Genomic DNA, 24788 nt, shown 5'->3' on the forward strand with positions numbered 1-24788 from the left:
TTCACAACATTTTTACACAATTACGTATTAATTTTCCTACGTTTGAATATATTGTAAAAAAATTCAAATGAAGGGAATTGTATTTACCGAGTTTTTAGAAATGGTCGAATCGGAATTCGGTTTAGAGACTGTTGATAATATTATTGAAAAAACAGATTTGCCTTCCCAGGGCATATATACATCTGTTGCCACCTACGAATTCAATGAAATGGTGGCATTGATTACCCAATTGAGTGAAGAGGTAGATTTACCTGCCGGAGATCTAATTTACGCATTCGGACTCTATTTGTTTTCTAGTCTTAAAAATGCGCATCCAGAAGTTATTCAAAGTTACCGTACTCCTATCGGTTTGCTTTATTCAATTGAAGACCATATTCATGTGCATGTAAAAAAACTATATCCAGAAGCAGAATTGCCTACATTTAAGATTCTTGAGAAAACTGATACTTCCATTTCCATGATCTATAGTTCTTCAAGAGGGCTATATAGATTGGCACATGGTTTAATAGAAAAATCTTTTGAACACTTTAATGGCAAGGCCGATATTACTTACGAACTTCTTAAGGAAGATGGTACTGAAGTAAAATTTGACGTTGTACAACATGGATAGTAAAGAGGTTACACTTCTTAAAAAAGCCTTGGAAAGGCAAAAAATGGCCCGTAAACAAGCCGAAAGGATATTAGAAGAAAAATCTAATGAGCTTTACGAGGTTGCACGCCATTTAAGGGAGTCCAACAACAAACTTGAAAATCTTTTAAGCGAAAAAACATCTGAACTAGATGGCGTTTTCATCAATATTATAGATCCTTATGTGGTCATGGACCTATCCTATAATGTGGTAAGCATGAACCAATCTGCCAAAGATTTTTTGGGTTATGATCATAAGGAACAAGATATCAATCTTTGGAAATTGGTACATAAAGATTTCATGGAGTACACCATAGAATCTTTCAGTAGTTTAAAAGAGGTTGGTATGCTTAAAAACTACCGGGCCAAAATCCTTGTTAAAGATGATGTTGAAAAATGGGTAGAAATTAATGCTAGTTTAATATTCAATAAAGAAAAACAACCAATAGCGGCCCAGGGTATAGTACGTGATATTACCCAAGAGATGGAGGTAACGGAAATATTATCTGAACAAAAGCGGCAATTGGATATTATCGTAAATGCATCACCGCTAGGTATCGTATTGGCCAACACGGATAAAATTTTAAAAGTAAACCACGCAATGACCAATTTGCTAGGCTATAGTTCTCAAGAGTTCCAAAATATGAGTATAGCGGATATTACCGCCTCTGATGATGAAGAGAAGAGCAAATTGTTAATGCAACAAATGTATGATGGTGAAATTGATGATTTTACAATATCAAAAAAATATATACATAAGAGCGGAGAAATCTTATATCTAAAAATATCTTTAAATGCCGTTAAGAACATACGTAACGAAACACGCTTTGTTTTAGGTATGTTAGAGGATATTACCAAACAGCATGAAGCTGAAACTAAATTAAAAGCGGAAAGGGAGAAGTATAGTAATATCATCGCCAATATGAACTTAGGCCTGTTAGAATTAGATGAAAAAGACACGATCCTTTTAGCTAATCAAAGTTTTTGTGATATGAGCGGTTTTTCCGAGAATGAGCTTATAGGAAAAAATGCTACAGATTTCTTTCATGTAGAAAACAAGAATGTATTAACGTCAAAGTTAAAATTAGAATCCGGTGGTGAGTCTAATTCTTTTGAGGTTGAAATACTGAACAAGTTAGGTGAGAAAAAGCATTGGTTAATAAGTGGTGCACCAAGATATAATGAAGCTGGCGATGTAGTAGGTTCGGTAGGTGTTCATTTAGATGTAACAAAGCAAAAAGAATTAGAATTACAGAAAGAACAGCTGGTTAAAGATTTAGAGAACAGTAACCAAGGTTTACAAGAGTACGCACATATTGTATCTCATGACCTTAAATCGCCACTTAGAAGTATTAGTGCTTTGGCCACTTGGTTAAGCGATGATTATAAAGATGTTTTAGATGAAGGAGGTAAACAGAATCTTGCCCTTATGCAAGAAAAGGTGGCTTCCATGGATAAATTGATACATGGTATTCTTGAATATTCTACCGCCAATAGTTCTGCCTTAGATGATTCTAAAGTAGACCTTAATGAAGTTATTACAGATATTGGCGAAACTATTTTTATACCTGAACATGTAAAATTGGTAATACCAAAAGAGCTGCCCACCATCATGGCAGATAGAATTAAGGTACACCAGGTTTTTCAAAATATTATAGGTAATGCCGTTGTACATATAGAAAGGGAAGTAGGTCTTGTAGAGGTCCTGTATAAGGATGATGGCGATTTTTGGCAGTTTACGATCAGTGACAATGGCGTAGGTATACCAGAAGAGTACCATAAAAAGATTTTTGATATTTTTCAATCTATCGGTAATAATGAAAGATCTACAGGTATTGGTCTTTCAATAGTAAAGAAGATTATTGATCGTTACCAGGGTAGAGTTTGGGTAGATAGCATTGTAGGCGAAGGTACCCAGTTTCATTTCACTATAAAAAAAGACCATAACTAATACAAATAAATATGAAAATCGTACAAGCAATTAAGAAACCAAATGCCCCTTTTGTACTGCAAGGTTCCATGCATTTAAATGAACCCTTGGTACTGGTTTTTGGCAATAGATATATGCTTGATAGTGATTTGATCTATGATGAGGTTAGGGCGTTGTTTCCTAATGGCCATATTGTTTTTGGCACAACTTCAGGAGAGATTATTGATGATAAAGTTTTGGAAGGCACCGTTGTTTTGACCGCTATAGAATTTGAGAAAAGTTCAGTTTTGGTAAAACGGAGCAATGTACATAATTTTCAAAATGATGATCAAAAATTGGGAGAAAGTTTAATAGCTGAATTTCCCAAAGAGAATTTAAAACATTTATTCGTAATATCTGAAGGTAGTACCGTAAACGGCAGTGCTCTAATAGTAGGGCTAGAGAATTTAAAAGACACTACCTTCGGACTGTCCGGCGGACTCTGTGGAGATGATGATCGGTTTGAAAAAACATTGGCTTCGTATAATGAAAAGCCAAAGGAAGGGGAGATTATTGCTATTGGTTTCTACGGTGATACCCTAGAGATAACAAGTTCTAATTTTGGCGGATGGACCACTTTTGGTCCTGAACGTATTATAACCAAATCTAAAGGTAATTTGCTTTATGAACTAGATGGTAAACCTGCTTTAGATTTGTACAAAACGTATTTAGGCGAAAAAGCAGATGAATTGCCAAAGTCTGCATTGCTTTACCCGCTTAGCGTAAAAGCGACAGAAGATTCAGATCCATTGGTTAGAACAATACTCAATATAGATGAAAAGGAAAATACCATGTTACTTGCGGGCGATGTTCCGGAAGGGGCAAGGGTACAGTTAATGATGTCTTCCGTAGATGATATAGCTAACGGTGCCTCACAAGCGGCAGAGTTGGCTATGGAAGGTAGAAAGAAGTCTCCTGAGTTGGCATTGTTGATCAGTTGTATAGGTAGAAAGTTGGTCATGGATCAGCGTACCGAGGAAGAAATTGAGGAGGTAAAGGCAGTAATTGGCAATAATACCGTTATAAGCGGGTTTTACTCTTATGGTGAAATGGCTCCGTTCAGTGGTCAGGATAGTTGTAAATTGCATAACCAGACTATGACACTAACCTTATTTAGCGAATAATGCATTCTCTTTTAAAAAGACAAATAAGAAAATATTTACCTGCGGATATAGAATCTAATCCAGAGATGGCACAATTCTTAGAGGCAATAGAAAAATCGTACGAGAATTACGATGATAAATTCTCTATGCTGCATAGAGCTTCTACAATTAGTTCAGATGAGCTTTTTGAGGCGAATAAGAAATTACAGAACGAAGCAAAACAACAAAAAAAGATTCTTGTTTCATTAGAGAATGCCATTCGTAGCTTAACGGATAATCTTAATGAAGATCAATTGTTCGGTCAGAATATAGAGGATGAATTCAATGCAGAGCACTTGGCCATTAACATTAGTAATTTGGCGTCTCAGGTTTCAGATATGTCCGTAGAGAAGGACAAATTGCTTAAAAGTTTGGAAATTCAGAACCAATCTTTAAATAATTATGCGCAGATGGTTTCGCATGATTTAAAATCGCCCATAAGAAACATCAATGCTTTGATGAACTGGATTATGGAAGATGAGAAAGATAAGTTTTCTGAGACCAGCAAAGAAAATTGCGAATTGGTGTCGCAGAACCTAACAAAAATGGACAAACTCATTACAGGTATTCTAAACCATGCCACAATGGGTGAGACAGAAGAACATAAATCTTCCTTCAATTTAGAGGACAGTTTAAGGGATATTGAAAGAACAATTTTTGTACCTGAGAACATTACCTTTAAGTATCCTAAAGAATTGCCACACATGGTGTTTGAGAGGTCTAGACTAGAGCAATTATTTATGAATTTGTTGACAAATGCGGTTACGGCAACGGAACATGTAGAAAACGGAATTATAGAAATTGGGTACGAACCAGATGAGGTGTATTGGAAATTCAGTGTTTCCGATAATGGAAAAGGAATACCGGCCAAGCACCAAGAAGGTATATTTCAAATGTTCAAAAAATTGGAAACAGCCAATAACGCCACAGGTATAGGTCTTGCAATTGTTAAAAAAATTGCGGTACTTTATGAAGGTGATGTGCGGTTGAAGTCTGAAGAAAATGTAGGTACTACATTTTTTATAACTTTAAAAAAGAATAAATGATAGAACAACCGAACCTTAGTTATATAGATGAGCTTGCTGGTGATGATGAGGGCTTTAGAGGTCAATTCATAGATGTTGTCAAAAGTGAATTTCCTTTAGAAAAAGACGAATATTTTGGTCATATAGACAATAGCAGGTTTAAAGAAACTGCCGAGATTGTTCATAAACTAAAACATAAATTTAATATTTTAGGCATGCATGACTCTTATAAATTGGCAGTTACCTATGAAATGGAATTATTGGAAGGTAAATATGAGAGTAAAACCAAATTCGATAATGTTCTAGCCACTATTGAAGAATACATAAAAACGATTTAAATGAACTGTATTATAATTGATGATGAGGCTACGGCAAGAGCAATCGTAAAGCAGCTATGTACCAAAGTTGAAGAGCTAGATGTCATTGAAGAATTCGATAATGCTATTTCCGCCATTAAATTTTTAAATCAAAATAGTATAGATGTCATTTTTTTAGATGTTCATATGCCAGGCTTTAGCGGTGTAGATTTTGTACAGACCCTTAAAGATCCCCCTAAAGTGGTTATGACTACATCAGATACAGATTTTGCAATTGCGGCTTACGAATATGAGTGTATTGTAGATTATCTGGTAAAACCCATAACTCTGGAACGTTTTCAAAAGTGTTTGCTCAAAATAAAAAATAGCTCTGCTAAAAGACCACAAATACCAACAGCTAACCAAGAAAACGCACAAGAAGAAGATTTATATATCAATATTGATAGAAGATTGATCAAACTGAAACTTAATGACATTTTGGTCATTGAGGCCAAGGGTGATTATATAGAGATAAAAACGGAAAAAGAGGAGCATAGGGTGCATACTACACTTAAGAAAATTAAGGAGAAATTACCTGAGAAATTATTTCTACAAATACACCGGTCTTACATCATCAATTTCACTAAAATTATTGATATAGAAGATAATAGTGTACTAATTGCCAAAAATGTAGTTCCCATAAGCCGATCTAACCGTCCAGAATTAATGCGAAGATTAAATTTACTCTAAATTTTACAACAGTAAAATTCTACCAATTTTCGTGATATATTTTTTTAAAGATTTCTGCCAGTTCTACTTTGTTTACAGGTTTTACAACGTAACCGGTAAGTTCTTCAAAGTTAGACGCTCTTTTAATATCACTATCACGCATAGATGAGCTCACCATATAGATATTAATATTGTTCATTATTTTGGGTTTTAATTTTTTAAACTCATTTAAAAATCCCCACCCGTCTAAAAACGGCATATTAATATCTAAAAATATCACCTCTGGTAATTCAACTTTTTCTTCTGTACATTTAGCAATATACTCAACGGCCATTTCGCCATCGGTAAATGTGCTAATAATAAGCTCATTTGATAATTGCTTAATAGTTTTAGTCATTAAATAGAGATAAAGTTCATCATCATCTATCAATAAAATGTTGGGTTTAGTGTGCATATTAAAATATAAGTTTAAAAGTTGTTCCTACTCCTACTTTACTGTCTATTGTTATTGTTGCGTTTAATGCCTCTAATTGAGATTTTACCAAAAATAGTCCCATTCCCTTACCTGAAATATTTCTATGGAATCTCTTGTATAACTTAAAAATGTTATCGCCATGTTTATCTAGATCTAGACCTATACCATTATCCCTAACATAAAGTACCTTTTGCTGGTTTTCAATGGTAGATTCAAATTCAATGTATGATGTATCCTCATCTTTTTTATATTTAATGGCATTGGAAATGAAATTGTGTATTATGCTTTGTAGGTAGAACCTAGAATATGAAATATGGTTCCAGGCCTTAAGGTTTAGGCGAACTTCAAAACCAGTATTATCTAAAAGTGTTTCCGTAAATTCATGCTTTACCTCTTCTATAAGCGCTTCTAGATTTAAATCAACGATTTTAATTTCTTTGTTATCCAGTATGGCCACGTAGTCGTTGATATCATCTGTTAAATGAGTTATACTTTTGGCTACATCATCTAGTTTTGGTAGTAGTTGCTTTAATATTTCCGGGTTTTTCTCTTTCTGTATCATCTCAACGATTACTGACATACTGGTAACCGGAGAGCGTAAGTTGTGAGAAATTAAATAGTTGAAATCACTTAATTGCTTATTTCTTATTTCTAAGCTATTGTTCATTTCATTGACCATGACATTACTTTCCTCAAGTTTGTCCCTACTTCTGGTCAATAATACATTCTTGCTTTCCAGCTCTTTATAAAATTGGTCTTTTTCTGTTTTCTTTTTTTGAAATACATAACATAGGGTCAATAAACCGGCAATAGAAATTACACTAAAGGTCTTTAAACTATCTGACAATGGTTCTAAATATGATGCTATTAACCTTGGTGGTATCTCTAGGACCATATATAGGTTGGATGGAGCAATTATTTCTGCCGGAACTTTGGAGGTTGAGCCAAATGTATTTTCAGTTCCATTAAGAACAATTGGCTGAAACCTCCAAATATGCTCTTCATCAAAAATGGTACTGTCTTTTGTTATATCCTGAACATTGGTAATTAATTTTCTAGGAAAAATATTGTCTTTCTTACCAGTTTCATAGGGTAGATCTTCTTCATGTATACTGGAGCTGATGATACGGTGTTCTTCGTCAAGTAAATAAAGCTCTGTATCCGCTACTTTAGATTTAAGTTGATCAAGTACTCTCTTCATTTTAAAATTGATCACTACCAGACCTATTTTGGTTTTTGTAGTATCATAAATAGGGGCAACGGCCCTAATTACTGGTTTATTAGGTTTTTCTATTACACCATTTTCCCTGTTCAAGCTTATTTGAGAGAGGTATAATTGATCTTGATGTAGCTCCAGGCCCTGTTTTACGTATTGATGATTTTCTTTATTTTGAAGATTACCTATAGTTACTGAGTCTGCATTATTTCTTACGGCTCTGTAAAACTCCTGTCCGTTCAAGTCTATAAAGCGAAATTGGTCATAATCCGTTATCTCTTTTATCACTTCTATATAACGGTTCATGAAAGCCTTATCCTTTCCCATAGGATCAAAACCTACAGGATATTCTAAATGTGCCCAGTACTGGGTATCTTTAAGTAAGGTGTTGCAATGTTCAAAAAAATATTCCTTTTTAATTTTGGCATCTCTTTTCTGATATTCTGAAAGAGCATTAAGTTGCTTCCCTTTTTGGGTATAAAATACATATAAAGTTAGGGCCAATAACGGAAGGTATAGACCTAAAAACATTTTCAAAACTCTCTTCCACATACTGGCTTAATTAGAGTTTCATTTTCAACAGAATAACAAGTTCTTTTAAGTGTTCTAAAACTTACACTAATATAAGTAAAATTCCTACATTTATTAAAATTTATATAGAAATTTGGAACATTTTTCCCCTTAAAAACGGTCTATTTAGAGATAATTTGCAAGAAGTAAAAAGTTTGTTTAAAGTTTTTTTCAATTGTATATACAATCTGTAAATATTTACATGGTTGTTGGTGTAATCTTAAAAATTTCTTTTTTTAAAATTTAGTCTAGATCTAACTTTTTGTAGAATAAAGGTTTTTTCAAAAACAACCATTTTGCTTTTAATCCTATTTCGGTAAATTCAAACCCCGCTGCGGTGGCTGAGGCAATATTACTATACTTACCATAAACGTTTAAACTAAATCTTTTTGAGAATTGATGTTGTACAGAAGCTTCGGCTCTAAAGATGTTGGTATTAGGATCATCTTCTACTTTTTGAATACCCGTAGCTGCACTGGCCATATATGTGGTTTTTTCGGAAATTTTACCGCGAACATCGGCAAATAGTTCAACTGCTTGGTACTTCTCAGGACTAAAATATATAGTTGGTACTTGGTCCTTAAACGTAATGTACTGATAATTGACACCCATTTTCAAAGCAGGTTTTTTAAGCACGTTATAATAAAGAGACGTGAACAGTAAATTTCTTACATTTTCATCACTCTGCCGAGTATGCATCAGTTGCGTATACCAGCCAAAATTTACATTGGTTCCCAAGTTATAATTTAAGCCATAGTGGTTCTGTACAATCTCTCGTTCAATCAATTCTGCGTTAAAGCTTTGTACTTCCCTCTGGTACCCCAATGTTAAGTTCTGAAGCTTAAATGGTTGTAAATCCAATTTAATATCAAGCACCGGCTGAGTATATGCCTCATCCAAAAATCTAGAATTGTTGAATCCTAAAACCGTTTTAAGAACCGTTTTTGGAAATAACTTGTATTGTAGCCCTACTAAAGCTACATGAGAAGTTGCCTTATTATCCGTAACCGTATTTTCCGTAGATCTAAAGAAATAGGAGAAAGTAGTCCTAAACTTTGTTGAAAAAGGTATGTCTACCGTGGTATTGGTATAAAAGGCCGTATTGTTACCATTATCAAAAGTATAAGCGGCATGTTCTTCGATCGTTGGTGTGTGCATTAAGTTCAACTTCTCAATAAAACCTTTGGCATCTTTTTGATTATCGTAGAATTTTAAGGTCTGATTTGCCATATGATATGCCGGTATTATTTTATCAGATGCAAATAAGGCATTGGCTTTTCCCAGATTTCCATCAAAAGATGCACTATCGTTAACTAAGATTCTATCATAACTTACAACACTTGCTTTTGAGTCGCCAGTGTACAGACCTAAGGTAGCTCTTAGGGCATGTATCCAATTTCTATTTGGGTAATGAACTTCTAAACTATCTATTTTTTTACGGGCAGGTATGAATTTTTTGTTCCAGATCAAAGCTTGCACATAACGATCATAGGTATTTTCAGTAAGTGGTACGTCATCTATCTTATCTACTTTTACCGTTGCGTTCTTAGCAATAATCAAGGCTTCTTTATCATTTTCATCTAAATGCTCTGCCAACGCTATACCGTTTAAAGCGGTAATGGAATCTTTAGGGGTAGTAGCATACCTGACATACATATTCTTAGCCTTGTCCGCTTGCTTTGTAATTAAATAAAGGTTGGCAAGATTAATGAGTACATCTTTGTCTTCAGGAAAATCTTCAAATATTTTTTTTAGGGTTTCTTCTCCTTTACTGTATTGTTGATTATTTACAAAGGCATTGGCATAGCCAAGTCTCATAAATTTTCTAGAGACCTTTGCACTTTCATTTTCTGGCTGTAATTCTATAGCTTTTTCAACCCAGCTTAAGGCAGATTCATATTCTTTTAAGTTACTTAAGGTATTGGCGTAACCGAGTACGGCCCCAAATTTCTTGGGAAATTTATCAACTAGATCCGCATATAGGGGTTTAGCTTGTTCATATTCTTTGGCCCATAAAAAAGATTCGTTATAGTTGATCAAAATCTCAAAATCGCCAGGGTAATCTTTTAAAAGGTCGGAGAAAAGACCCGTTGCTTTTTGGGGCTCTCCGCTTAACCCTACTGCCCGGCCATAACAGAGCAATGCTGTTTTGTTGTCCGGGTCTGTCTTAAGGTATTCACCAAAAAAAAGTTCAGCTTTTTGAAAGTCACCTTTCTCCAATAAACCAAAACCTTCGGTCATATCAGATTGGGCTTTTAACAGTGAAGAAGTTAAAAGAATAAGGAAAACTATTTTTTTAATCATTAATGTGAGATTTATACTACAAATACCTAACGGTAATTATTGCGATTTATTTGTCATAATCAATATTGTAAAGATAAAATTGCCTTTACCGTTTTGGAAGTAGGATAATTACCGTTCGTCTATAGCTAACGGTTATCTACCTTATGCACTTAAAAAATGATAGTAGCCTTTATGATATTTGAACTCTAACCAAGTCTATGTTAGGACTTTAAAAAAACATAACCATGATGGCAATTAAACTGGTACTGAATAAAGTTTCCCCTGAAAAGGTATTTATGGTAAGCGTACTGGTAGTAAACGGAGGAAATTATCTTTACAACCTTATATTGGGTAGATTACTTGGACCAGAAGCCTATAGTGAAGCCGCTTTATTGATCACATTGGTATTGGTACTCTCCTTTTTAGGTATGACCTTTCAATTGGTTACCGCAAAGTTTGTTATTTTATTTTCTAATGATGATCGGGTGGCACTTAAGCATCTACTATATAAATATGCTCTAATTTTTGGATTATTAATAGGCATAATACTTTTTGCGTTTTCAAAAAATTTGCAGGAAATATTCCATACTGAATCTGACTTACTGTTCAAAACCTTTGCTGTTTCCGTTCCCTTATATTTTTTAATGTCCGTTAATAGAGGAAGGTATCAAGGCAAACAGGAATATCAAAAATTATCCATGACATATCAAGCAGAAATGTGGAGTAGATTGTTCATCACCTTGGGCTTGTTAGTGCTGTTACCTTTCAATTCAGCTTTTATTGTAGCTTTAGGTATTGGTCTATCATTTGTATTCGGCTTAATTCCTACCACTTTAGATATAGAGAGTTTTACCAAAGAAGTAACTTTGTCCAAAGAGAATAAACGTAAGGTAATCAGTTTTGTAGCACTGACCACTTGCTATGAGCTTACCCAAATAATTATTAATAATAGTGACATTCTTTTGGTGAAACACTATTTTGATAATGTTACTGCCGGTCTCTATTCTTCTCTGGCTATGATAGGGCGTGTGGTTTATTTTATAGCTTGGATGTTTGTCATGCTTTTATTGCCTGCCGTGGTACAAAAGCAGAAAGATGGCGAGGCTACAGCACCATTATTAATGAAATACGTTGGTTATGTAGGTGTCTTATCTGTAACGATTATCATATGTTGTGCTGTTTTTCCTGAGTTGATTGTGCAATTAATGTTCGGGGAAGCATATCTCTCCATGGCGCCATTGTTATGGCAATATGCCTTGGCTACATCGCTGTTCGCTATATCAAATATATTTGCCTATTACTTTTTATCTCTTGATCAATACCTACCGGTCATTCTATCTGGTATTTTGGGTATCTCGCAAATAATTATGATCATGTTTTTTCATAGCTCATTATACATTGTGGTACAGGTACAGATTATAGCCATGGTTTCTTTATTGGTTGCCCAGCTACTTTATTTTACGCATAATACCATTCTTAACAAGATAGTTTGATATTTAAAAAGTTGCTATGCCCGGCCCGAAGAAACTCCCCCTCTTCGGGCTTTTGCATGTCCAAAATTATTATAAAAACTGGCATATTTAAGCAGTGCTATATGGAGGATAGATATTAATAAGGGAAGACTGCATAAGGTTTAACCAAGCATTTCTTCCATTCGTCTACAGTAACTCTTGATCCACCTAATATGGCCCTAAATTTCTTTCTCTTAGTTGGATATTTGTAACAACAATAACCCAGTTGAACTATAAACTTAACCTTATGAAACTTGCCATTGTAACCGCTTATCCGCCAAGTAAAGTAACATTGACCGAATACGGTTATCATTTGGTAAAACATTTTAGACTTCAAAAAGATATAACAGAAATTATTTTAATAACCGATAGAACTGATGGTCCAAAAGATTTAAACTTTGAGGGCGAAGGTTGTAAGATTACGGTAAAAGAATGTTGGAATTTTAATGATTACACCAACTTCTTTAAAATTAATAGAGCCATAGCGTCGGCAAAGCCCGATGCCGTATTATACAATTTGCAATTTTTAAAGTTCGGGCACAAAAAGATACCTGCGGCACTTGGCTTAATGTTACCCTTTATATCAAAATTAAAAGGTATACCTACCATTTCTTTGTTGCACAATATATTGGAACAAGTAGATTTAGAAAATGCCGGTATTACCTCTAACACATTTTTAAAGAAGATTTATAATTTTGCCGGTAACGTGCTTACAAGATTTGTATTGGCTTCAGATATTGTAGCGGTAACTATAAGTAAATATCAAACTATTTTAGAAGATAAATATCAGTCAAGAAATGTAGCCTTAATTCCGCACGGATCTTTTGAAACTCCACCAGAGCCAAACTATAAATTACCATCTGGACCAAAAAAAGTAATGGCTTTTGGCAAATTCGGTACCTATAAAAAGGTAGAGATTATGATAGAAGCAGTAGAGTTGATCAGAAAACGTAGCAACCAAGATATTGAAATTGTAATTGCAGGTACCGATAGCCCTAATACACCAGGTTATTTAGACGGTATAAAGAAGAAGTATGCACATGTAGAACAGCTACGTTTTACAGGTTATGTAGCAGAAGAAGATGTGCCGGTCATTTTTAATGAAAGTGCCGTAGTGGTTTTTCCGTATACTTCTACTACAGGTAGTTCCGGTGTATTGCATCAGGCAGGTAGTTACGGTAAGGCAGTAGCATTACCTAACTTGGGGGACTTAAGTATATTGGTAAAAGAAGAAGGTTATAAGGGTGAATTCTTTAAGCCTGAAAACGCAGCCTCATTGGCAGATGCCATTGAGCATATATTAGCACATGACTCTTACAGAAAGTATTTGTCTAAGGCAAATTATAGGGCGGCTTGTTCATTACCTATGTCAACTATTACTGGAATGTACATTGAATATTTTAAAACATTACAATTGGCAAAATCTAAAGGATTTACGTTAGACGTTTCTTTGGTAGAAAAAGAATTAATGGCATGAACTATTTGGTTAGGTTTAGTGAAAAGGGGAGTAGTGTGGTTAGCTTCTCCCTTTTATTTAATACCAATAATAGCGGTTTTAATACGTAAAATGATTTTTAACAAACAAGTTTTATTGAATGTAAATGATATTAAAAACACCCGTTTTTAGGTAAGTTTCAGAGGTTTAACCAATTTGACTTTAATATTATTTTACTATTTATCTGTTTAAATCTTACAATTTTTGTAAAATACTGCGTTATATGTAAGTTAAATCTTACTTACTTATAGCATGAAAATACTAACTATAGATGATCAACAGCTTATTTTATTATCTGTTGAAAAACAACTTACCGAACTAGGTTATGATGTAATGACCGCTGATTCTGGTACAAAAGGCATAGACTTATATGATTCCTTTAAACCGGATTTGGTGCTTGTTGATATCAATATGCCGGACATGTCCGGTCTAGAAGTTGTTAAATATATAAAAGCAGGCAGTAGAAAGGATACTCCTGTTTTAGTAATGTCCGGTAACACACAGGAGAATATAATTATGGATGGCTTTACGCTAGGGATCGATGATTATATGAAGAAACCTGTGAGTTTGTCAGAAATGAGTGCTCGTATTAAAAGACTAATTGGCGCACCGGTAATAGAAATTAATACTGACGCTGCCGGTACGGGTAGAATGCTGCAAAAGAATTGCGTGGGCGTTGTCATACCTTGTTATAATGAAGAAGAACGCCTTTTAGGTAAAGAATTTAGGGATTTTGCGCACAGTAACCTCGGTTATCATCTTTGTTTTGTAAACGATGGTAGTACAGATAAAACTTTAGAAGTTTTAGAAGAGCTGAGAAAAGGTAACGAAAGTAATATTAGTATTTACGATTGTGAAAAAAATGGCGGTAAGGCAGAAGCGGTACGCTTAGGTATGTTACATATGGCCAAAGACCCTCAATTAGATTATATAGGCTTTTTGGATGCCGATCTTTCCACGGATTTTAGAGATTTTGATGACTTGGTAGAAACACTTGATAAATCTGATTTTAAAATTGTAAGCGGTTCTAGAATGAGTAGAATGGGTGCGGATATTACCAAAGAGTCTGCCCGTAAGATCATAAGTATGACAATTAACCTCATCATACGTACCATTTTAAGAATGCCGTTTAACGATACACAATGCGGAGCCAAGGTCATGGACCGTTCTGTGGTACCGCTAATGTTTTCTAAACCATTTATTACCAAGTGGCTGTTCGATGTTGAAATGTTTATACGAATGAGAAAATACTTTGGTAAGAAAGAAGCTGTCAAACTTATTTGTGAGCAGCCTTTAAAGCGATGGATACACGCAGACGGATCTAAACTGTCAATGAAAGACTCTGTGAAAATCGTTGGCCAACTTGCCAAAATTGCAGTTGTTTATCGATAACTATACCTCTTAACCCCCAAAAATTACCTATTAAAATGACAGCAATAAAATTAGCCCTTAAGCGAATCTCCCCTAAACAATTGTTTATGGGTAGTGCTTTGTTGGTAAATGGCGGTAATTACCTGTACAATTTATTATTAGGTAGATTGTTAGGTCCTGAAGCTTTTGCAGATGCCGCATTATTGGTCACTTTACTATTGGTACTTTCTTTTGTGGGAATGACATTTCAATTGGCCACAACAAAATTTGCGGTATTGTTTACAGATTATACCTGGATAGCATTTAAAAATACCATGTATAGGTATGCATTGGTTTTTGGCGTATTTACCGGTATTGGCGTTCTTGTTTTTTCCAAGAATCTTCAAGAACTGTTCAATACCCAGAACCATTATATGTTTATGATTTTTGCGGTTGCCATACCCTTATACTTTGTTATGAGTGTAAATAGGGGAAGATTTCAAGGAGGCCATGATTTTGGAAAATTGGCAGGTACCTACCAAACGGAAATGTGGAGCAGACTGCTCCTTACTTTTGCCCTTTTGCTTTTAGTGCCTTTTGAACCGGGTATATTAATTGCTACAGGTATAGCCCTTTCTTTTGTGTTTGGCCTTTACCCTTCAGATTTTAAAGGTGTACAGGTATTTTCTAAAGATAAGTTAGCTGCCGCAGATCTAAAACAGGTTTGGATATTTATAGGATTAACTGCCGGGTATGAGCTTACTCAAATTATTATAAACAATAGTGATATTCTATTGGTCAAGCATTATTTTGATGATAAACAAGCGGGTTTGTACTCATCATTGGCGTTGATCGGTAGGGTTGTTTATTTTGTTGCTTGGATGTTCGTAATGCTATTGATGCCAACCGTAATTCAGAAACAAAAGGATGGTGAGCCAACTGCTCCCGTTCTCTTTAAGTATGTATTCTTTATTGGTGGTTTATCTACGTTTATTGTATTTGTGTGCTTTCTTTTCCCCAATCTAATTATTACATTAATGTTCGGTGATGCTTATTTGTCCATTGCCCATTTATTGTGGAAATATGCGTTGGCAACCTCGCTGTTCGCTATATCGAACATATTTGCTTATTATTTTTTATCATTAAATCAATACGCGCCCGTAATACTGTCAGGATTATTAGGTTTCTCTCAAGTTGCCCTGATAATGGTATATCATAATAATTTGGAAACTGTAGTACATATGCAAATTATTGCAATGGTCATATTACTTGTTGCGCAACTCTTATTTTTTATCATCAAGAACAAAGTAGATTCCAAAATCATCCAAGAATAAATTATATATACATATGTAGTATAGCTACATTAAAAAGAAATAGACCTATTTAATAAAATACAAATCAAATGAAATTAGCCATTGTAACCGCATACCCACCTAGCAAAGTAACCTTAACAGAATATGGTTATTATTTGGTAAAGCATTTTAGACTGCAAGAAGAGGTGACAGAATTGATACTGATTACAGATAGAACCGATGGTCCTAAAGATTTAAATTTTGAGGGCGAAGGTTGTAAAATTAGGGTAAAGGAATGTTGGAGCTTTAATAGTTATAGCAATATATTCAATATCAGTAAGACCATATCAAAGGTAAAACCAGATGCGGTCTTATTTAATCTACAGTTTTTAAAATTTGGCGATAAAAAGATACCTGCGGCATTAGGGCTTATGCTTCCTTTTATTTGTAAGAGCAAAGGTATACCTACTATATCATTGTTGCATAATATTCTTGAGCAGGTAGATTTGGAAAATGCAGGTTTTACTAAAAATAAAGTGTTGCAAAGTATCTATAATTTTATAGGTACAACGTTGACAAAATTTGTTTTGGCATCAGATGTTCTTGCGGTTACTATAAGCAAATATGTAACTACATTAGAAGATAAGTATAAGGTTAAGAACGTAGCATTGATACCTCATGGAGCTTTTGAAACTCCCCCGGAACCAGATTTTAAACTTCCTGAAGGTCCTAAACAAGTAATGGCATTCGGTAAATTCGGTACCTACAAAAAGGTTGAAATTCTCATAGAGGCCGTAGAACAAATTAGAGCTCGTACCAATGAAGATATTGAAATTGTCATTGCAGGTACGGATAGCCCCAATACACCTGGATATTTGGAAGAAATGAAGCAGAAATATAGTCATGTACCACAAATTAGATATACTGGTTATGTAGCGGAAGAAGATGTGCCCCAAATATTTGGAGATAGTGCTGTTACCGTTTTTCCATATACTTCTACCACTGGCAGTTCTGGCGTATTGCATCAAGCAGGTAGTTATGGTAATGCAGTAGCGCTACCAGATTTAGGTGATTTAAGTGTTTTGGTAAAAGAAGAAGGCTATGTTGGCGAGTTTTTTGATGCGCATGATACGTCGTCATTGGCAAATGCCATTGAAAAAATTATTACGGACGACACGTACCGTGTACAACTTGCAAAACAAAATTATAAAGCGGCATGCTCATTACCAATGTCCGCTATAACACAGATGTATATAGACTATTTTAAGGCAATACAAAAGTCTAAAGAAACCGGTTTTAATATAGATATAGCCGCTGTGGAGAAAAAATTGGTTCACTAAGAATCGATATGGTTAGTATTTGAGGGCTGGTGTGGTAACCAGCCTTTTTTTTATACCATTATTTCGTGTTATTTTTTTATGACCAATTCATGATATGACGGTTTCTTATTTCCTACAGAATCTAAAACACCAAAGAAATGTTGTTTTTTTGTTCGCCAAGGTAAGCTACCTGCGACTGAGCTAGGTACTTTTTTAAAGTCATAAAGTGTCCAAAATAGATATGGAATGTTCTCTTGTGCTAGATACCCTTGCATTTCTTTATAGTAAGCTGCCTGTTTTTCGTTAGAGCCAGAAAATAAGCTCCACATACCGTCATAACTAGATTCTCCATATTCTTGTAACACAATAGGTTTGTTTGGTGTTAAATACCTTAGAATTTTAAACGATTCTATAAAATATTCAGGTTGTTTATAATAATGAAAAGAAATGAAATCAACTTCTTCAGATAGGTTTAAAGCAGCTTCTGGACTAGACCAACCTATGGTAATCGGGTTTTTGGTATCCCAATTTTTAATTTCTAAAATCATTTGTTTTAGCCATTGTAAGACATTTTCTTTCCCTCTAGATTCAAAATCCAGATCGGGTTCATTTTTAATATCCCACCCTACAAGTGCCGGATGGTCTTTTACCGCATTTACAATTGCTTCTGCATGTCTATGGGTCAATGTCCAATTAGAAATATCATAATCTCCATAAAAATCGAATAGGGTTATAAGAACATCCAAGTTGTTGTCTTCTGCCTTATCCAATAGTTTCTTTAAAAGGTCAAGCTTTTTTGCATCGACCCTATTTTTGCCAAAATCCTCATATTGAATAAAAACACGAATTGTATTTAAACCCATATCGTGTATTATTTTAAAATCTTTTTCTATGATGGTGTCGTTAAAACGTTTGCCAAAAGTATCCCAAGGGGAGTCTTTAGGATAGTAGTTAAGACCTTTTTGAGTATTGATTTTTTTTAGTTGCGCCTCTATATTTCGTTTTTTTATTTTAGAAGTGTCAATAGGGGCGGCAATTTCCTTTAGATGTCTAATTCTCCAAAATCCGTCTTCCAACAGCATCATAACCTGATAGCTGGTCGTGTCTTTTTCCTTAAAAAGAAGACTTTCGCCCTCATAGGCTTCTTGGTACTCTTCAACATTATGGTCTTTGAACACCACCATGGTACCGTCTGCCGTATAAAAATCCAATGCCGGATTGTGGTTTAGCGTGGTACGTTTGTACCAATGGTTGTTCTTTAGATTTAAGTCTATTATGTCATATAGTCTTACACGTGCACTGTCCGTATAAAAATCTTCAATTCCGTAACGGTCATTTTTTTTGTAGGCAATATTTCTTACGTGCCATGCATTCATATAATCATTGGTAATCTCACCCAAGGCTTGCTTCTCCATAGGACGGCCCGGGTTGTCTAAATTTGTCCAGTTGAGGTTTGGTTTGTAGACATCTTCCATAGGTACCTCTAAATGCAGCATAGAAGTTTTGTCCGCACCGGTATTCATAAAGGTCCAAGCAGCACCTATTCCATATATTATTAGTGTGTTGATAGCCAAGAATGTGACTATTAACACAGTTCTGTATAGTGTTTTATTTAACTGTATCGCCATGAATATTCTTTCTAAATTCTTTTGTAATACCTGCAGCGGTCAATTTTAAAATATAGTCGCCATCTTCAAGAAAATGCTCGCCTAAAAATATTGTACATACTCCGTTTTTAGATGTTGTTTTTTTGGTGTCTATATATGTACCATTAGCATCGTAAATATCCAATTGTGTCAATAGCCCATCAGGTATTAATTGTTTCATAAAACTTTCAAACGGTCCAATATCCAAATTTCTATTTCCTTTTGAAAAATGAACGGGGTAGTCTTTAATAGCAGCGTTAAAAGTAAAGTTGGTAGTGTTGCTTTCCGCGGCTCCGGTTACAAATGCCTGTATTTCCCAATTGGCAGCTTCATCCGGGTGTAGTGTTTTTGCTTCGGCTATACCGTTTATGGTTGTCCCTATGGTATATAGGTAAGCATCTTTGTCCGTTTTTATAACAAAGGTTACCAATGTACCATTAGTTACGATGTTGCCATACTTGTCTTTGATGATATCTGAAGTAAAGGTGATTATTTGGTTGCCATCCGCATAATTATGTGCACTAGTACCGCTTATAGTAAAATCTGTGGCATTATCTGGATATACGATCGTAGCAAGTTCTTTGGAGGTGGTGCCGTTACATTCCGCGGTTACCAATATTCTGCCAGATTTTAAAGTGGACCTAACATTGTAAAAAGCAAAAAAACTTTCTGTTTCAATTTCTGTTTCATCGATATTTTCTTGAAACTGATATTTTACTGTAATCTTGGTGCCGTCATCCAAGGGGTTGTCGAAAGCATCGGTAGGTGCAATGGTTAACATAGAGTAATCATTATAACCTGCTGTAACGCTACGTGGACCAAAATATGATTCTATATATGTAGCTTTAGGCGCATTGGTTGCAACATCAAATTTCCCCTCTTGTATGTTGTGCCCTTCTAGCAGTAATTTCCATCTACACGGACCGGCAATTCTAGTGTAGTTTTTAGGAATTTGGAATACAATATTTTCGTTTTCGGATATCGTGGGAGACAAAAACGTACTGCCAAATGCATTTTTTATGTACAGTTTAATAGTGTTAACATTTGCTTCAGTTTTGAATACGAGTGTAATTGCTTCACCCGCAATACTGTTAGTGGTATTGGAAATTATTTCTACCGCGGGTTTGGTAAATGAGGTGGTTTGTTCTTCTTTTTTATTGGAACAACCAAGTAGTATAAATGCTAAAATGTATAAAATTTTACCGTCCATACTATTTTGGATTACCTATATAACTATTAATCTCAAATTTTAAATAGTCATAGCCTTTTCCTTTAAAAGGTTGGGTCTGCTGTTTGCCATGAATCAGTTTTCTGTCGGGAAAAATTTTATCCGCAATGGCTTTATTGGGCAACCCGTTTACAAAACAATTTTCTAAACTGCTACTTATAATCTCTAAACTATCTAATGCCAAAGGTTTGTAATTAAAGAATTGTTTGCGTTGAATGCGTACACCTTCCGTAATAAATTTATGATCTACCCACAATAGTTCACTATTTTCATCATAATAAGAAATGATCAATTGCGGTATGGTAACTTCTTGTACGCCAGAATTGAACAAAACGCCTTCAAAACCTTGATCGGTATATTTAAGATTTTGTAATGCCACGTGTTTATATAAATCTGTATTTGCGGTATTTCCGGCAGATTGTAAATTGAACTTGGTAGGTCGTTCTTCAAAACTGACAGGTGTAAACTGGTCCGGGTCAAAAGTAGGAGGCAAAGTATCTTTAGTGGACGACCACGCTATACCTTCAAAATTTATTTTAAAGGTCGTAGTTTCCTTGGGCATTAGCTTATGTTTAATTTGATGTTTGGCATTGTAATTTGCCAGCTCTTTGTCATCGTCATTGTACAAAGTAGCCTTTATGACCACATCTGCAGGTGTATTGTCTACATTCTGTAGCTCTCCTATAACACTGTACTGCCCTTTATATTTAACCAATTTTGCAGATAAAATTTCTAGTACCGGCTGTTTTAGAACATCTTCATGGTAGGTTTCTTGAGTAGTTATTTTTCGTCTACCATGGTTGTAATAGGTTGTGCCGTTGGCAGTAAATAACTGGTCTGGCGGAATATCGTTGTCTACCTTCTTAGATTTAATGTACCATTTGTTCTTACGTTTCACCAATTCATGATAATCGTTATTAAAAACATTTTCTAAAGGCGTGATCCATCTAGTGGCAACTTTTGCCTTTGCGCTATTTTCGGTCTCATCATATATTTCTATGCCCAAAGAATCTAGTTTTGCATAAGAGCTTAATATGCCATCTGTAACGGAAACTTCTAGCATGTACTGCGCTATGTCTATATTGTCTTCTGGATCTAAGTAGGAGTGTGCAGTGGAGAACTCTTTAAAGTCCAATGCATCATAATACGATTCTACTACGTTGTTTGGAGATAATTGAGCAACGTTCTTTACGTAGAAAATATACATGCCATACCCTATGCAAATAAGCACTACCAATGCCCACCAATGGGAAAAGGTCAATAATTTGGAAGGAAACTTGTTGTAAGGCAACTCTAATTTCATAAAAGAGTGTACCGGCGTTTTTCTAGATTTTAAAAGTCTTACCCATATCATTTGAATATTTACGAATATGGCTATTAGCACGGTGGTCAATGGTATAACGCCCCACATGATCTTCATGATAGTGGGTACGTCTTGCTTGGGCATTATCTGTGGTATTGGGGCAACATTTAGTTTTTCCCATACCATAATTCCGTTTTCTAGTTGCTGTAAACGTTGCCAACCACAATAGTAGAGTATGGGGTCATAAAATTTATCGTTAGAGAAAATATACTTTAAGTTGTATTTTTCAGGTACGGTCAAAAACTGTTGTAAAGAACCAATTCCTTCTACACCCCTAAATTTAGAATTTTCTATTCTTTCAATGGCCCGGGTAGTCAACTCTGGCAGTCGCCTTGCAGAATGGTAATTGCCATCTACCGTCATGGCTCCGCTCTGGGCGGACAGCCATGCCATTTGATCACCGAAACCTAACGGTAGATAGCGCCATGAATCATGTGAATCCGCACCCAAAAAGTTTACTATGGGCAGCATTTTAATTTTAGCGGGCTGCGAGGGTCTAAAATAGCCTAATGTCATGGTAAACAATACCATAAAAAGCATTCCTCCGGCAATCAGTCCGCCCAAGACTCTATGGTAGACCCCGCCAAATTTTTCCTGTATCAAGGTTTTTAGGTCACCTTCTACCATCCTGTAGGCAAATTCTGCAAATATGGGAAGCGCCATAATGGTGGCCCATAAGGTAAACCTATCCAAAGTTAAAATATTGAATGCCATTTCGCCCAACATGAGACGTGGTATGGGGGTGGTGCCTCCCGTTCCCAATATGGTCAATAGGGTAAACGATAAGCCGAAAAAAACATACCTTTTACTAAAATATCTGTAAAAGAAATAGGGTAGTATAAAAAGGAATACGCCCCACGGAATCAGAAAGAACACAAGACCTGATGACGTTATTTCCAGGAAATTGTCTCGTGAGCCATGTGGTATGGCAACTTGTGTAATGGGGTTTCTTTTAGAGTTATACCAATATGGAAAAATACAGAATACGAGCAAAAATATTGCCGTTCCGCCAAATTTCGCAATTCGCCAAAAATGCTGTAATGTGGTACCCCAGAAAACTTTAAAGGTAAGCGCTTTATACGATGCTACTTTTTCCCTGGCGGCATCCATAACCGCCATGCCCATTAAAGGTGCAATGAAGAATACCATACCGAACAGGGGCGTAACATGATGTGAGGTTACCGTAACCGCAAGCATGGTTGCCGATGTAATAAAATAACGCGTTTTACCTGTTTTGATCCACAAGTATATTTCTGTCATTGCGTGTAATAAGATGGACAATGCAGATACGCTTGGCAGTTGCCCAAAAATATGTAAGGTCTCTACGAACGTTGATGAGAATACGGCCATTACGGCACCATAGCCTGCTATTCTTCGGCTTCCGGTCATTAAAAGGGTATACCTATATGCACCGGTTATAAAAAGTACTATGGCTATTAGGGCAACGGTATACATGCCAAATTTTAAGCCGCCAATATATGAGAGAATGCCTATGAGCTGATGTACCAATGGCGGATAGGATTGTACGGTAAAACCCGTATACCATCTATACTCCCAGGGGTCAAACCAGCTACTGGCATAATGGTCGGCAAAGAATAAATGAATTAAGGCATCATAAGTAGATTCTAACGTAAAGAAAATAGCTGAACCATGAAAAGCCAGACCTACTATTAATGCCAGTATTAAAAGAGTGTTGGTTTTTTTTTTCAATGCTTGTATTAGAATCTAATTCAATATAAAGGTATTAAATATATAAGATGATGATTACAATTAAAAGGGATTAGTTTAAATTTTAATAATAGAATACCTACAATTTCAATAGCTATGATAAGATATACCGTAATGTGGTCTGTTGTTAAAAAAGCATAATTTATAGTGGTCTATTGTAATAAACCATTCGTCTACAGTAAACTGTCAGCCATCTTGTCGGTTTCCTGATTTTAGTACTTGGTATGTAGATTTGTCACTGTTAACCATTACTAATCATAACCAAGCGTATGAAAATTTTAGCTATAGACGACCAAAAGCTTATACTTCTTTCTGTTGAGAAACGACTGTCAGAGTTAGGTTACCAAGTACAGACCGCCAACTCAATAGAAACAGGTATACAGTTATTTAATTCTTTTAAACCGGATCTGGTATTACTTGATATGAATATGCCCGAGATGTCCGGAACCGAACTTGTTTCATGTACCGGTACGGAAGTGGTAAAATATATTCGATTATTTATGCGAAACGATACGCCAATTTTAGTAATGTCCGGTAATACGGACGAGTCGCTTATCATGCAGAATTTTTCTTTGGGCGTAAACGATTATCTTAAAAAACCAGTGAGTTTAGATGAGATGGCAGCTAGAATCAAGAGAATTATTGGGGCACCTAAAATCAAGACCGTGGTTGAATCAAAAAAGTCCGATACACGTATATTACAAAAGAATTGTGTTGGCGTGGTCATACCTTGTTATAATGAAGAAGAGCGACTTTCAAGTGAAGCGTTCAAAGATTTTGCCCATAAAAATTTAGGGTATCGTTTATGCTTTGTAAATGATGGTAGTACGGACAATACATTGGCGGTTCTTGAGGAACTAAAAAAAGAGAACCCTGATAATATCAGTATCTACAACTGTAAACAGAATGGTGGTAAGGCAGAAGCTGTAAGGCAGGGCATTCTTCATTTAGTAAAAGATAAACAGTTAGATTATATAGGTTTTTTAGATGCGGATCTTTCTACGGATTTTAGGGATTTTGATGATTTGGTAAAAACTATTGAAAGTTCAGATTTTAAAATAGTAAGTGGTTCCCGTATTGCAAGAATGGGTGCCAATATCACAAAGGAATCTGCCCGTAAAATTATAAGTACTACCATAAACTTGATCATTCAAACTATTTTGGGGATGCCTTTTAAGGACACTCAATGTGGTGCCAAAGTAATGGATAGGGAAATTGCCTCAAAAATGTTCAATAAAAAGTTCGTTACCAAATGGCTTTTTGATGTAGAACTGTTCATGAGAATGAAAAAGTATTTCGGTAAAACTATCGTTAAAGATATGATATGCGAACAACCGCTTAAAAGATGGATCCATGCAGATGGTTCTAAACTTTCTATGAAGGACTCCGTTAAAATTGTAGGTCAACTTGCACAAATAGCCGTGCATTACAGATAATACTATTAAAAATTTAGGTTTATTGGTTAAGTTTCATAAAAGTGTTGAGATCAGGTCATCTCAGCACTTTTTGTTTTTATGTAGTCA

General features: G+C 35.3%; 18 protein-coding genes. 12 read left to right on the forward strand and 6 right to left on the reverse strand.

Annotation, left to right across the window (positions count from 1 at the left end; translation table 11 throughout):
- The first annotated feature begins 67 nt into the window (after positions 1-67).
- Genes PXC01_RS09500 through PXC01_RS09525 form a run of 6 tightly spaced genes read left to right on the forward strand, consistent with a single transcriptional unit; the run spans position 68 to position 5810 of the window.
- Positions 68-610: a heme NO-binding domain-containing protein gene (locus PXC01_RS09500; protein ID WP_276472042.1), complete on the forward strand. Its 543-nt coding sequence runs from the start codon at positions 68-70 to the stop codon at positions 608-610.
- On the forward strand, positions 603-2579 hold the full coding sequence (locus tag PXC01_RS09505) for a PAS domain-containing sensor histidine kinase (protein WP_276472043.1): 1977 nt from the start codon (positions 603-605) through the stop codon (positions 2577-2579). Before PXC01_RS09500 ends, PXC01_RS09505 begins: the two co-directional genes overlap by 8 nt.
- 11 nt (positions 2580-2590) lie before the next feature.
- Complete coding sequence (locus tag PXC01_RS09510; RefSeq protein WP_276472044.1) at positions 2591-3721, forward strand: FIST signal transduction protein; 1131 nt, start codon at positions 2591-2593, stop codon at positions 3719-3721.
- Positions 3721-4785: a sensor histidine kinase gene (locus tag PXC01_RS09515; RefSeq protein WP_276472045.1), complete on the forward strand. Its 1065-nt coding sequence runs from the start codon at positions 3721-3723 to the stop codon at positions 4783-4785. Before PXC01_RS09510 ends, PXC01_RS09515 begins: the two co-directional genes overlap by 1 nt.
- On the forward strand, positions 4782-5102 hold the full coding sequence (locus PXC01_RS09520; protein ID WP_276472046.1) for an Hpt domain-containing protein: 321 nt from the start codon (positions 4782-4784) through the stop codon (positions 5100-5102). The genes PXC01_RS09515 and PXC01_RS09520 overlap by 4 nt, the downstream gene beginning before the upstream one ends.
- A complete protein-coding gene (locus tag PXC01_RS09525) occupies positions 5103-5810 on the forward strand; it encodes a LytR/AlgR family response regulator transcription factor (protein ID WP_276472047.1) in 708 nt (235 codons plus the stop codon).
- Between the two features lie 19 nt (positions 5811-5829).
- Here PXC01_RS09525 and PXC01_RS09530 read toward each other — a convergent pair whose 3' ends face one another.
- From PXC01_RS09530 to PXC01_RS09540, 3 genes are all read right to left on the reverse strand, one after another.
- On the reverse strand, positions 5830-6243 hold the full coding sequence (locus PXC01_RS09530) for a response regulator (RefSeq protein ID WP_276472048.1): 414 nt from the start codon (positions 6241-6243) through the stop codon (positions 5830-5832).
- Position 6244: 1 nt separating this feature from the next.
- Positions 6245-8032 carry a sensor histidine kinase gene (locus PXC01_RS09535; RefSeq protein ID WP_276472049.1) on the reverse strand — a complete coding sequence of 596 codons (1788 nt, stop codon included), beginning with the start codon at positions 8030-8032 and terminating at the stop codon, positions 6245-6247.
- Positions 8033-8293: 261 nt separating this feature from the next.
- Positions 8294-10354, reverse strand: coding sequence for a tetratricopeptide repeat protein (locus PXC01_RS09540; protein ID WP_276472050.1), 2061 nt, complete (start codon positions 10352-10354; stop codon positions 8294-8296).
- 224 nt (positions 10355-10578) lie between these two features.
- On the opposite strand from PXC01_RS09540, the gene PXC01_RS09545 reads away from it, so the two are divergent.
- The 5 genes from PXC01_RS09545 to PXC01_RS09565 all read left to right on the forward strand — a co-directional run bounded on the left by PXC01_RS09545 (position 10579) and on the right by PXC01_RS09565 (position 17321).
- Complete coding sequence (locus PXC01_RS09545; protein WP_276472051.1) at positions 10579-11826, forward strand: oligosaccharide flippase family protein; 1248 nt, start codon at positions 10579-10581, stop codon at positions 11824-11826.
- Positions 11827-12091: 265 nt separating this feature from the next.
- Positions 12092-13321 carry a glycosyltransferase gene (locus PXC01_RS09550; RefSeq protein WP_276472052.1) on the forward strand — a complete coding sequence of 410 codons (1230 nt, stop codon included), beginning with the start codon at positions 12092-12094 and terminating at the stop codon, positions 13319-13321.
- 270 nt (positions 13322-13591) lie between these two features.
- Positions 13592-14731 (forward strand): response regulator, encoded by a 1140-nt coding sequence (locus tag PXC01_RS09555; RefSeq protein ID WP_276472053.1) that lies wholly within the window; start codon positions 13592-13594, stop codon positions 14729-14731.
- Between the two features lie 35 nt (positions 14732-14766).
- Positions 14767-16023 carry an MATE family efflux transporter gene (locus tag PXC01_RS09560; RefSeq protein ID WP_276472054.1) on the forward strand — a complete coding sequence of 419 codons (1257 nt, stop codon included), beginning with the start codon at positions 14767-14769 and terminating at the stop codon, positions 16021-16023.
- 68 nt (positions 16024-16091) lie between these two features.
- Complete coding sequence (locus PXC01_RS09565) at positions 16092-17321, forward strand: glycosyltransferase (protein ID WP_276472055.1); 1230 nt, start codon at positions 16092-16094, stop codon at positions 17319-17321.
- 68 nt (positions 17322-17389) lie between these two features.
- On the opposite strand, the gene PXC01_RS09570 is transcribed toward PXC01_RS09565, so the two are convergent.
- From PXC01_RS09570 to PXC01_RS09580, 3 genes are read right to left on the reverse strand one after another with little or no spacing between them, the layout of a single operon-like run.
- On the reverse strand, positions 17390-18928 hold the full coding sequence (locus PXC01_RS09570; RefSeq protein WP_276472056.1) for a glycoside hydrolase family 2 TIM barrel-domain containing protein: 1539 nt from the start codon (positions 18926-18928) through the stop codon (positions 17390-17392).
- The gene (locus PXC01_RS09575) at positions 18909-20156 is read right to left on the reverse strand and encodes a hypothetical protein (protein WP_276472057.1); all 1248 of its coding nucleotides are present in this window, start codon (positions 20154-20156) and stop codon (positions 18909-18911) included. Before PXC01_RS09575 ends, PXC01_RS09570 begins: the two co-directional genes overlap by 20 nt.
- 1 nt (position 20157) lies before the next feature.
- A complete protein-coding gene (locus PXC01_RS09580) occupies positions 20158-23247 on the reverse strand; it encodes a hypothetical protein (protein ID WP_276472058.1) in 3090 nt (1029 codons plus the stop codon).
- A 287-nt stretch (positions 23248-23534) separates the two neighbouring features.
- Between PXC01_RS09580 and PXC01_RS09585 the strand changes: the two genes are divergently transcribed.
- Positions 23535-24701 (forward strand): glycosyltransferase, encoded by a 1167-nt coding sequence (locus tag PXC01_RS09585; RefSeq protein WP_276472059.1) that lies wholly within the window; start codon positions 23535-23537, stop codon positions 24699-24701.
- Positions 24702-24788 lie beyond the last annotated feature (87 nt).

Source organism: Maribacter huludaoensis (assembly GCF_029350945.1).
Classification (GTDB): Bacteria; Bacteroidota; Bacteroidia; order Flavobacteriales; family Flavobacteriaceae; genus Maribacter; species Maribacter huludaoensis.

Bases quoted from the DNA above. Each gene is read 5' to 3' on its own strand.
- PXC01_RS09500 (WP_276472042.1), top strand. From the start codon at position 68: ATGAAGGGAATTGTATTTACCGAGTTTTTAGAAATGGTCGAATCGGAA.
- PXC01_RS09505 (WP_276472043.1), top strand. From the start codon at position 603: ATGGATAGTAAAGAGGTTACACTTCTTAAAAAAGCCTTGGAAAGGCAA.
- PXC01_RS09510 (WP_276472044.1), top strand. From the start codon at position 2,591: ATGAAAATCGTACAAGCAATTAAGAAACCAAATGCCCCTTTTGTACTG.
- PXC01_RS09515 (WP_276472045.1), top strand. From the start codon at position 3,721: ATGCATTCTCTTTTAAAAAGACAAATAAGAAAATATTTACCTGCGGAT.
- PXC01_RS09520 (WP_276472046.1), top strand. From the start codon at position 4,782: ATGATAGAACAACCGAACCTTAGTTATATAGATGAGCTTGCTGGTGAT.
- PXC01_RS09525 (WP_276472047.1), top strand. From the start codon at position 5,103: ATGAACTGTATTATAATTGATGATGAGGCTACGGCAAGAGCAATCGTA.
- PXC01_RS09530 (WP_276472048.1), bottom strand. From the start codon at position 6,243: ATGCACACTAAACCCAACATTTTATTGATAGATGATGATGAACTTTAT.
- PXC01_RS09535 (WP_276472049.1), bottom strand. From the start codon at position 8,032: ATGTGGAAGAGAGTTTTGAAAATGTTTTTAGGTCTATACCTTCCGTTA.
- PXC01_RS09540 (WP_276472050.1), bottom strand. From the start codon at position 10,354: ATGATTAAAAAAATAGTTTTCCTTATTCTTTTAACTTCTTCACTGTTA.
- PXC01_RS09545 (WP_276472051.1), top strand. From the start codon at position 10,579: ATGATGGCAATTAAACTGGTACTGAATAAAGTTTCCCCTGAAAAGGTA.
- PXC01_RS09550 (WP_276472052.1), top strand. From the start codon at position 12,092: ATGAAACTTGCCATTGTAACCGCTTATCCGCCAAGTAAAGTAACATTG.
- PXC01_RS09555 (WP_276472053.1), top strand. From the start codon at position 13,592: ATGAAAATACTAACTATAGATGATCAACAGCTTATTTTATTATCTGTT.
- PXC01_RS09560 (WP_276472054.1), top strand. From the start codon at position 14,767: ATGACAGCAATAAAATTAGCCCTTAAGCGAATCTCCCCTAAACAATTG.
- PXC01_RS09565 (WP_276472055.1), top strand. From the start codon at position 16,092: ATGAAATTAGCCATTGTAACCGCATACCCACCTAGCAAAGTAACCTTA.
- PXC01_RS09570 (WP_276472056.1), bottom strand. From the start codon at position 18,928: ATGGCGATACAGTTAAATAAAACACTATACAGAACTGTGTTAATAGTC.
- PXC01_RS09575 (WP_276472057.1), bottom strand. From the start codon at position 20,156: ATGGACGGTAAAATTTTATACATTTTAGCATTTATACTACTTGGTTGT.
- PXC01_RS09585 (WP_276472059.1), top strand. From the start codon at position 23,535: ATGAAAATTTTAGCTATAGACGACCAAAAGCTTATACTTCTTTCTGTT.